At 66.8% G+C, this 8,997-nt stretch carries 8 protein-coding genes; 2 read left to right on the forward strand and 6 right to left on the reverse strand.

Annotated elements, in window-relative coordinates; all coding sequences use genetic code 11:
- Positions 1–113 precede the first annotated feature (113 nt).
- Both ACK5KK_RS01795 and ACK5KK_RS01800 read right to left on the reverse strand, forming a co-directional pair.
- The gene (locus tag ACK5KK_RS01795) at positions 114–443 is read right to left on the reverse strand and encodes a hypothetical protein (protein WP_416888379.1); all 330 of its coding nucleotides are present in this window, start codon (positions 441–443) and stop codon (positions 114–116) included.
- A gap of 188 nt (positions 444–631) precedes the next feature.
- On the reverse strand, positions 632–1,138 hold the full coding sequence (locus ACK5KK_RS01800; RefSeq protein ID WP_416888380.1) for a glycine cleavage system protein R: 507 nt from the start codon (positions 1,136–1,138) through the stop codon (positions 632–634).
- A 139-nt stretch (positions 1,139–1,277) separates the two neighbouring features.
- On the opposite strand from ACK5KK_RS01800, the gene ACK5KK_RS01805 reads away from it, so the two are divergent.
- The gene (locus ACK5KK_RS01805) at positions 1,278–1,868 is read left to right on the forward strand and encodes a dihydrofolate reductase family protein (protein ID WP_416888381.1); all 591 of its coding nucleotides are present in this window, start codon (positions 1,278–1,280) and stop codon (positions 1,866–1,868) included.
- Between the two features lie 757 nt (positions 1,869–2,625).
- On the opposite strand, the gene ACK5KK_RS01810 is transcribed toward ACK5KK_RS01805, so the two are convergent.
- The 4 genes from ACK5KK_RS01810 to ACK5KK_RS01825 form a co-directional block, all read right to left on the reverse strand.
- Positions 2,626–3,411: a DNA polymerase beta superfamily protein gene (locus ACK5KK_RS01810; RefSeq protein WP_416888382.1), complete on the reverse strand. Its 786-nt coding sequence runs from the start codon at positions 3,409–3,411 to the stop codon at positions 2,626–2,628.
- A gap of 182 nt (positions 3,412–3,593) precedes the next feature.
- Positions 3,594–6,113 carry a polynucleotide kinase-phosphatase gene (locus ACK5KK_RS01815; RefSeq protein ID WP_416888383.1) on the reverse strand — a complete coding sequence of 840 codons (2,520 nt, stop codon included), beginning with the start codon at positions 6,111–6,113 and terminating at the stop codon, positions 3,594–3,596.
- The gene (locus ACK5KK_RS01820) at positions 6,110–7,477 is read right to left on the reverse strand and encodes a 3' terminal RNA ribose 2'-O-methyltransferase Hen1 (protein WP_416888386.1); all 1,368 of its coding nucleotides are present in this window, start codon (positions 7,475–7,477) and stop codon (positions 6,110–6,112) included. The genes ACK5KK_RS01815 and ACK5KK_RS01820 overlap by 4 nt, the downstream gene beginning before the upstream one ends.
- Before the next feature lie 234 nt (positions 7,478–7,711).
- On the reverse strand, positions 7,712–8,452 hold the full coding sequence (locus tag ACK5KK_RS01825) for a hypothetical protein (RefSeq protein ID WP_416888384.1): 741 nt from the start codon (positions 8,450–8,452) through the stop codon (positions 7,712–7,714).
- Between the two features lie 12 nt (positions 8,453–8,464).
- On the opposite strand from ACK5KK_RS01825, the gene ACK5KK_RS01830 reads away from it, so the two are divergent.
- Entirely contained in the window at positions 8,465–8,713 is a 249-nt protein-coding gene (locus ACK5KK_RS01830) for a hypothetical protein (protein WP_416888385.1), read from the forward strand.
- Positions 8,714–8,997 lie beyond the last annotated feature (284 nt).

Below are 8,997 nucleotides of genomic sequence, written 5' to 3' on the forward strand. Positions count from 1 at the left end.
CTCCCGCCGCTCCATCGCCCAGCAAGGCGCCTTTCCCCCCTCAGCACCCTGACCGCGAGAACGTCTTCGCACGGCTCTGGCACCACGCGATCAACGAACTCACCCGCAGGCTGCTACCCAAACGCAAGCCCCGCTCCAACCCCCGCGTCGTCAAACGCAAATACACCCGATGGCACGTCAAACGCGCCCGCCACCGCAACTGGCCCCAACCCACCGCCGCCGGCATCACAGCCGTCCAAATCGTCCCCTAATTCAACCGTATTGTAGTTAGCTGCGGAAAGTTCGGTCTGAAGCGTGGTCGACGCTTCATTGAGCGTGCTCTCGACGACGGTGTTCGAACTCGAGCATGCATCGGCGACGGACTGTTCCCCCGAGCATCCGGTCAGGGCAGCCACGCTCAGTGCTCCGATGGTGAGCAGCGTCATGGTGCGGGTGCGGTGCATGTGGTTCCGTTTCGTTGAAAATGCCAATGGTTCAGCCGCACAGCTTACCGATCGGTGTCGGTGCTCGCGTACGCGACCCGCTGGATCACGTCGGCGGAGAAGACCGACCGGGGGAAACTCGCGAGTTTCGTGCCGTGAGGGCGATGCCTCACCGCGCGGTGAGCAGCCGAGCCGCACGGTCCGACACGTCAGGCGATCGCGACATCCACCTGGATCTCGCCGGCGAGACCTTCCAGTGCCGCGGTCAGGGCGTCGGAGGCGGCGGCGTCGGGGATGCGCACGTCGACAGTGGCCTCGAAGAGCGTGCCGCCGGACATCGCGGCATCCACGGTGCGGCTGCGGAATCGGTCGATCGAGAGCGCGTGAGCGCTGACGGCGGTCGTCACGTCGCGGACGATCCCGGGACGGTCGTTACCGAGCACGGTGAAACGGCGCCGGGGAACCGAGACCGGGGTCGCCGACGATCCCGGGTGGGTCGTGACACGAAGGGTCTCGTCGAGTCCGGCCAGCGCCGCGCCCAGGGCTTCGGCACCCTCGTCGGGGACGCTCACCAGGACGATACCGGCGAAGGTGCCGGCGAGTTCGGCGAGCTCGCTGCGTTCCCAGTTGCCGCCGTGTTCAGCGATGCACGCGGCCAGGGAACGAACGAGCCCAGCGTGGTCGGCGCCGACCACCGTGAGAACGAGCTGAGCCATGGCGTGAGCATAACCCCCGGTGCCGCCCCCCGACAGCCCCCGCCGAGCAGGTCGCGAGGCGCATCCGCGAGGTAGATTGCACTCAGCGGGCACGGTGACCGGGAGACCACCCACACGGAACCCTACGGAGAGCATCACCATGAGAGCACTTCGATACTCGATCAATGTCACGCTCGACGGTTGCTGTCATCCCGAAGCAGGCGTCGCGCCGGACGAGGAGCTGATGCGGTTCTGGACCGCCCGGATGGAGGGAGCCGATGCACTGTTATACGGCCGCGTGACCTACCAGATGATGGAGTCGGCGTGGCGCAAGCCACCGACGGGCACGTGGCCCGACTGGCTCGACGGGTGGGAGATCCCGTTCGCCGAGGCCATCGATCGGACACCGAAGTATGTCGTCTCCAGCACTCTGGACGAGGTCGATTGGAATGCCGAACTGGTGCGCGGAGACGTGGAACAAGCCGTCCGACGGCTAAAGGAGGAACCAGGCGAGCGCATATCGGTCGGCGGGGTGACCCTCCCACTGGCGCTGGCCGATAAGGGGCTGATCGATGAATACGAGTTCGTCGTGCATCCCGTACTCGCCGGACACGGGCCGACCCTGCTGGCCGGGCTGCGAGAGCGGGTGCGGCTCGAACTCGTCGACCGCCACGACTTCCGCTCAGGCGCGACGGCGCTCCGCTACCGGCCCGCGCCCCCGCCCGCCCTTGCACGGGCGGACAAGAGGTAGCACGCGATCCGTTCAGGTTCGCGGATGCTCACGTCGCCTGACACCGATGCGCCTGATTCTCTCGGCCATCCGGCGCAGGAGGCGAACCCCGCAACTGCGCCGGTACGGAGCTCTCGGCGAGCAGTGTTCGAGTGTGTGCGCAGCCTTAGTTGGTCATCCGTGCTCGCCAGTGTCAGAACCAGCGCGGCGACATCGGCCGACGCCGCCGCGTACCGGCGTTGGTGGACGTTGGTAACCATCCGACTACCCGGCCCGTCCTCGGCGGCCGGGCGGGAGCAGTCCTTTGCGGCGGGCGGGGACGACCCGGGTCTGCGCGGTCGAGAGTGGCACACGGCTGATTTCGGCCATCCGCGCGGTTGGGCTCGACTCACCGTCGTCGACGAAGCGGGTGTGTGGGAGTGCGACGACCTCAGCGGCCGGCTCGGATGACCGCGAACTGGCGGCGGTCGATCGCCGCCTCGATCCGCGAAGTCGGCAGGTTGCGCAGCATCGGACTCGCCACGGGGTCGCCTGCAACGGTGCACTCTCCACATTCTCACTCATGCGTCTGACTCTACGAATCCTCCTCCCAATTGCCGCTACGCCACTTCTGCTGCAAGGTCGTTCTGGCAAGGCGACCTGGCACCCAGCAGCGCTCGCCACACGGGGCCGCCGCGCATTGTCGTCGACTGCTTGCGATCACCGGCCGCATCCGGGAACACCTGGAAGTGCTGCCGACACCGTAAGCCGGCCCGCGCACTGCGACGCGAATCAAGCATCAGGCCAGCTGTGACCTGAAGAACTCGTCTGCGAGAGCCCGGTTTCGCGCCTGGTCGCCGGTCGGTGGCATCGATTCGAAGTGCTCGGCGTGATCGAGTTCGCGTGCCACGAATCGTTCGAGGATGCTCGGTGGGCTTTGCGTGCCGAGTTCCCTGGTGCGCGACTTCAGCGCGATGAGTTCGTCCGCCGCAGCGCGCGTGTCCGCGTCCACGTCGCCCTCCTCCAGCAGGGTGGGCAAGTCCATCGGCGGAACCGTGCTCGTCGGATGCACTTCGAGCCACCTCAACGCTGCGGCGGGCCGCAACGCGTAGAAGAACCGCTTGAGCGTCACCATGCCCGTCCGCTGCCGAATGCAGACGTGGAGGTAGTGACGCCCGATGGCGCTGCGCTCGGCGATCTGGTCTGTGAGCGCGACGAGCGCATCGCGAAAAACCGGGTCGCCCGTATAGATGATCGGTGAACGCAACCACTCGATCGCGGTCGCGTTGCCCTTCGCGATCAGTCGGACGGTCTTGGCCAGGTCCCACCCGTTCACATCGAAGACCTTGTCGAGCGGTGTCTCGATCACATCCCGCCGCGGCCAGAGCGTCACGTAGTGATCACGGCGACGAACGAAGAGGAACCTGCAGTCGTAGTCGCTGTCCGGCGAAGGAAATCCCCATGCTCGGCTGCCGCTCTCGATCGCCCAGGGGATGCGGACCTGGTGATCGTCTTCAACCGCCCTCAATCGACGATCGATCTCAGCGACGACCTGCGCGTCCAGCGACGGAGGAAGCGAGCGCATAGACCGACGGTATCGCAACCACAAACGCGAAGCTGCCCACGCGACGGCTTCCTCAGCGGGTGGCGTGTGTTCTCGACGCTCCGCACGAGCAGCCCCGGCTTCCCAGAAGACGCGTGCCGGCGATGCGGTCGACGGCACCGGCCCCATCCCGATCCACCGGGTTGCTCAGCGCACCCGAGAAGCTACAGCCGCGGATCGATCGGTTCTGATTCGAGGGCGAGCACGCCGAACACCGCTTCGTGCACGCGCCACAACGGCTCCCCCGCAGTGAAGCGACGCAGCGCCTCGATTCCCAACGCGTACTCGCGCGCGGCGAGAGACCGTTTGTGCCCGGTGTCTCGGTCCCGCAGCCGTGTGAGACTCCCCGTGTCGGTGTAGTCCGGTCCGTAGATGAGGCGCAGGTACTCTCGACCGCGCACCTTGATCCCCGGCTGCACGAGACCTTTGCCGCTGCGGGTGAGGTTCGCAAAGGGCTTGACGACCATCCCCTCACCTCCCGCCTCGGTGAGGCGCTCCCACCAGGCAACAGACGCGTCGACCGAGACAGGGTCGCCGAGATCAACACGCAGACGTCCCGTCGGCGTCAGCACCTTCGGATCTGCCGAAACGAGGCGGTCGGCGATCGCCAAATGCCAGCCATGGTCACGTGATTCGAACGTCGCGTTACCCGACGCGAGCACTTGGAACGGCGCGAACCGCGCCTCCCCCGGATCTCCGACGTAACGCCGGTACACGCCGCGGAATCGCTCGACGTTGTCTGCCCTCGCGCGGGCGCGCCTCGCAAGCGAACCGACATCGAGTCCCGACGCCGCGGCCCGCGAGAGGACGGACGTCGCCGCGGCTGTCGCCGTCACACCGGCAGCGCCGACCGACGCGTAGTGACTCCGGATGAGGTCGCCCGTCTTGATCGACCACGGCAGCATCTCCCCGTCAAGGAGAACCCAGTCGCCGCCGATCTCATCCCACACGCCCGCCCATGCGACTGCCTTGTCGAGCGCATCGAGCATCCGAGCTTCGGCCTCGGGTTCAAAGAAGGGCCTGCCCGTGCGGCTGAGGATCGCCCCCCGCCAGTTGTCGGAAGCTCCGAAGCGGGCTGGATCGCGGACAAGCAGCACCATGGCCCGCGAACCCATGTGCTTCTCTTCGCAGATCAGCTCTGTGACGCCCTGCCCGCGGAAGTATGCGAAAGCCTCGTCGGGATGCTCCAGGTACCGCTCACGCTCGGACGCCTGCGGCGGCGACATCGTCGGCGGCAGATAGATCAGCCACCGAGGGTCGGCAGCCCACCGGCTCATCGTCTCGAGTCCTCCGGCGGACTGCGCCTCCTTGATGCCCACCCGCCCGTGAAGGCTCGTCTCGATGATGAGCTTTCCCTGAACGTCGGAGAGATCGAGCACCCCGTCGGCGCGCACCGGCGCCACACTGCCGAGCGGGCGGACCGGCTCGCACCAGACCCGCTCGGCCGGCACCGAAACCACTTCGCGCTCGGGGTACCGCATCGCCGAGAGCGCTCCGCCGAATACGCAGCCTGTGTCGAGGCAGGCTGTGTTGTTGATCCACTCGACTGTGGGAACTGGCGTATGCCCGTAGAGCACGACGGCCTTCCCGCGGTAGTCCTGCGCCCACGGGTACCTGATCGGCAGGCCGAACTCATCGCTCTCCCCGGTCGTCTCGCCATAGAGGGCAAATGCGCGCACCCGCCCGGAGGCGCGGCCGTGGTACTGCTGCTTGAGCCCCGCATGTGCGACGACGAGCTTTCCGTCGTCGAGGACGAGGTGGGACACGAGGTCATAGCAGAACGCCGCGACCTGCTCGCGAAACTCCGCCGACTCACCCGCGAGTTGGGCGAGTGTCTCCTCCAGACCGTGGGACACCGTCACCTTTGCGCCCCGTAGCGCCCGGACCAGCTTCGCCTCGTGGTTACCGGGGATCGCGAGAGCGTTGCCTGAACCGACCATCCCCATGGCGAGGCGCAGCACGCCGACGACGTCGGGGCCACGATCGACGAGGTCGCCAAGGAAGATCGCGCGACGACCTTCAGGGTGACGCGCATCGTTCGGCCGACCCTGATCGTCGCGTGTGATCTCGTAACCGAGTCGAGCGAGCAGCGCCTCGAGCTCGGCACGGCAGCCGTGAACGTCTCCGATGGCATCGAAGGGCCCATATTCGTCGCTGCGGTCGTTGAGAAGCCTGGTCCGCGTGATGCTCGCAGCCGCGACATCGTCGAGCGTCCGCAGCACATGGACTTTCCGGAAACCCTCCTTCGTCAGGTGCCGCATGCTCCGTCGGAGCTGGTCACTCTGCCGCTTCACGACTCCGGCGGGGATATCCCGGTCGGTGCGCGCCGCGTTGCGCGCCACGCTCACCGACTCGGGTAGGTCGAAGACGATCGCGACGGGCAGCACGTCATGGGCCCTCGCGAGCTCCACCAGGCGGCGACGCGCGTCGGGCTGCACACTCGTGGCATCGATCACAGTGAGGAGGCCGGCTTCCAGCCGCTTGCTCGCAACGTACTGCAGGGCGTCGAAGGCGGCTGCGGTCGAGGACTGGTCCGATTCGTCGTTCGAGACGAGGCCACGAAATGCATCGCTCGAGAGGGTCTCGTAAGGGCCGAAGTGCTGACGCGCGAAGGTGGATTTGCCGGAGCCAGAAGCACCCATGAGAACGACCAGTGACAGTTCGGGGATGTCGAGGGCGGTCATGCGGCAGCCTCAGTCCGGAAGAGTGCGAGCTGAGTCGGGGCGCCGAAGGCGGCATCCTCGCCGCTGACGGATCGGTACTCGACGACGTAACCGTGACGCTCAGCGACGCCGTCGGCCCAGCTGCGGAATTGCGCGCGCGTCCACTCGAACCGGTGGTCACTGTGGCGGAACCCGCCCGCGGCCAGGGCCGGATACAACGCGTTGTATTCCGCGTTCGGGGTGGTGACGATCACCGATGCGGGTTGGGCGTGGCCGAACACGGCGTCCTCGAGCGCGCTGAGGCGGGAGGGGTCGACGTGCTCGATGACCTCCATCAGCACCATCGCGTCGTATCCCGCGATGCGGTCGTCGCGATAGACGATCGACCCGTGGAGGAGCACGACGCGCTCACGCTCGGTGTCGGATGCCGCATCCAGCCGGAGCACACGCGCCGCGATCTCCAGCGAGCGAGCCGAGACGTCCACCCCGACGATCTTCGTGAACGAGCGATCCTTCGCGAGACGGGCGAGCAGCGCACCCGGGCCGCACCCCATGTCGACGACGCGTCGAGCGCCTGAGTCATGCAGAGCGGTCAAGACGGCCTCGGCGCGGTGGACACGAAGCGGGGTCTCGGCCGATGCGTTGTCGGCCTCCGGCGCGGGCGCGAGCAACGAGCGCTGATGCAGCAGATATCGACGCGTGATCAGATCGCGTTCCGGATGCTGCGCCAGCCAGCCCTCGCCCGCGCGTTCGAGCTTCGCTACCTCATCGTCTCCGACCCAGTAGTGCTTTGCGTCATCGAGGACGGGGAGCAGCACGTAGAGCTGACGAAGCGCCTCGGCGAGCCGGATGCTTCCGACGAGGACGACCGAGCTGTATCGGGAGTCGCCCCACTCTGGGAACTCAGGGTCGAGCGGGAGCCGATTCTCCGCCACCGTCCAGCCGCAGGGCGCGAAAAGCCGGCGCACGAGATCGTCTTCGCCCCCGCGGGTCGACACGACCGGGATCTCGATCCGCAGCGGCAGCGGAGCCGCGGCAAGGTGGGGATAGGTATCGCTGCGCCCCGTCATGGCCGTACGGAGCACGGTGCCGATCGCGACCGCCAGCATGCTCGAAGCCACGAACGGCCGGTCGTTGACGTAGTGATCCAGAGCCCCGGCGTCGCCGCGGAATCGCTTGTTGCGCACAAGACCGATCGGATCGACCTCGACCAGAACGGCGACCGTGCATCTGTCGGGCGTGGCCTCGGGATAGAACACATGGATGTCGCCCACCGGTGCAGAGAAGGTCTGCACCTTGCCAGGATGCTTGTGCAGTAAGAACCCCAGCACCGACGCGTCGACCTCGGGACCCGGTTCGGGCTCGTAGGTGACCATGATCAGCATTGACACCTCCGGCATGATCGCATCCGGCCAACTATATGCGGCTGTCCAGCGCACGTGGTCGAGCAGTGCTGCGTGCGACGCGCGTCCACCACAGGCAGCGCTGCCGCTGATACCAAAGCTCCTGCTGACTGACGATCCGCTCAAGACCCCATCTGCCAGTGGGACAGCCAAGCGGTCGCGCAGTGGGGACTCGAATCCCGCGCACGCGACCGCTCTCGACGGATCAGCTGTCCATCAGTTGCAGTATTCGCCCATCGCGGTGCCCGCGTCGTTCAACGCATCGGTCGCGTCAGCGATCTCGCCGTTCACCTTGAGCAGAGCGTCGAGGTCTTGATCGGCGACCACCGTCAGCAGCTCGTCGTAGGTATCCGCGAAGTTGTACCACGCCGTCGAGAAGCCGCCGAAGGCGTCCGCAACCTCGGGGTTCGTCACCTGAGCGGAGACCGTATCGACCTTCTCCGAGAAGGACTCGATCAGCTCTTCCACACCCGACGTGTCGCCCGACTGCACCGCGGCGTTCATCTGAGCGACCGACCCGGAGAACTCCCGCATGATGGCCCTCATCTCGGCGTTCGCGATCCGACAGGCCTCGTCGACGCTCTGGGTGGAGTTCGCTGGGGCACCTTCCGGTGCCTCCTGCCCTGTGGTGGCCGAGCCGCAGCCGGTGAGTCCGACGAGAGCGAGTGTGATCGCCCCAAGCAAGGCGGGAGTGCTGAGTTTGCGTGACATGTGATTCTCCTTGGACAGATGCGGGCGCGCACGCAAGAAGTGCACCCCCCTCGGGTCTTCCAGCGTAGACGCTCGCGTGCCGTGCCCCGCGCCGTCGCCATCGCGCACGGGAAGCGCGAGGCACTCGCCGACGCGCAGAGCGGTGCCGAGGAGCACCTCGATGATGCCGCGCACCCGGCCCTCGGGCTTCGGCCCGTTGACGTCGGGATCGGTCCGCCAGACGCGACTCACACGGGTCGGGCGCATGGCGGAAGCGTCATGTCGATCGCCCGGAGGTACGAGGCGGCCCGGGTGCTTCTCCCTGGAGGACGGATCGGCATTGCAAACTGGGCCGAGTCACGTCACAACGACATTGAGACCGTGGAAGCGGCGCTCATCGGCCCGAGCAAGACGGTTGATGAGGACTACCGCTGTGAGGGCGGCTTAGAACGGCTCTTGGTCAACGCGGGCATCACCGTGATCGCTTCTGGCCTGACCCCCGTCAACTGGCGAGTCCCCCGACGATGAGACTCTGATCCGCGGCGTGCTGCTGGGCGACAGCGCTATGAGAAGTACCGCTCAGGATGCAGCGATCGTGCGTGCAGCTCGCCCGTTCGGGAATGCGGACGGCGACTACTTGCAGAACGCCTTCCGCTTCGCGGTCGGCGTTGTCCCATGAGTCAGCGACCGTCAGCAGAGCGAGCGCAGCAGCTCCGCGACCGCTTCGAACACGACCCGCGCCGCGAGGGGCCAGCACGCGGGCTGTAGTCCCGAGACTTCCGTGAGCGGGTCTGAGAGAATAGGAGCAGGAA

The sequence above is a fragment of the Microbacterium sp. genome, from assembly GCF_047972865.1.
In the GTDB taxonomy this organism is placed as follows: Bacteria; Actinomycetota; Actinomycetes; order Actinomycetales; family Microbacteriaceae; genus Microbacterium.

Excerpts from the sequence above, each read along its gene's own strand:
- ACK5KK_RS01795 (WP_416888379.1), bottom strand. The coding sequence starts at position 443 with ATGCACCGCACCCGCACCATGACGCTGCTCACCATCGGAGCACTGAGC.
- ACK5KK_RS01815 (WP_416888383.1), bottom strand. The coding sequence starts at position 6,113 with ATGACCGCCCTCGACATCCCCGAACTGTCACTGGTCGTTCTCATGGGT.
- ACK5KK_RS01810 (WP_416888382.1), bottom strand. The coding sequence starts at position 3,411 with ATGCGCTCGCTTCCTCCGTCGCTGGACGCGCAGGTCGTCGCTGAGATC.
- ACK5KK_RS01800 (WP_416888380.1), bottom strand. The coding sequence starts at position 1,138 with ATGGCTCAGCTCGTTCTCACGGTGGTCGGCGCCGACCACGCTGGGCTC.
- ACK5KK_RS01820 (WP_416888386.1), bottom strand. The coding sequence starts at position 7,477 with ATGCTGATCATGGTCACCTACGAGCCCGAACCGGGTCCCGAGGTCGAC.
- ACK5KK_RS01825 (WP_416888384.1), bottom strand. The coding sequence starts at position 8,452 with ATGCGCCCGACCCGTGTGAGTCGCGTCTGGCGGACCGATCCCGACGTC.
- ACK5KK_RS01805 (WP_416888381.1), top strand. The coding sequence starts at position 1,278 with ATGAGAGCACTTCGATACTCGATCAATGTCACGCTCGACGGTTGCTGT.
- ACK5KK_RS01830 (WP_416888385.1), top strand. The coding sequence starts at position 8,465 with ATGTCGATCGCCCGGAGGTACGAGGCGGCCCGGGTGCTTCTCCCTGGA.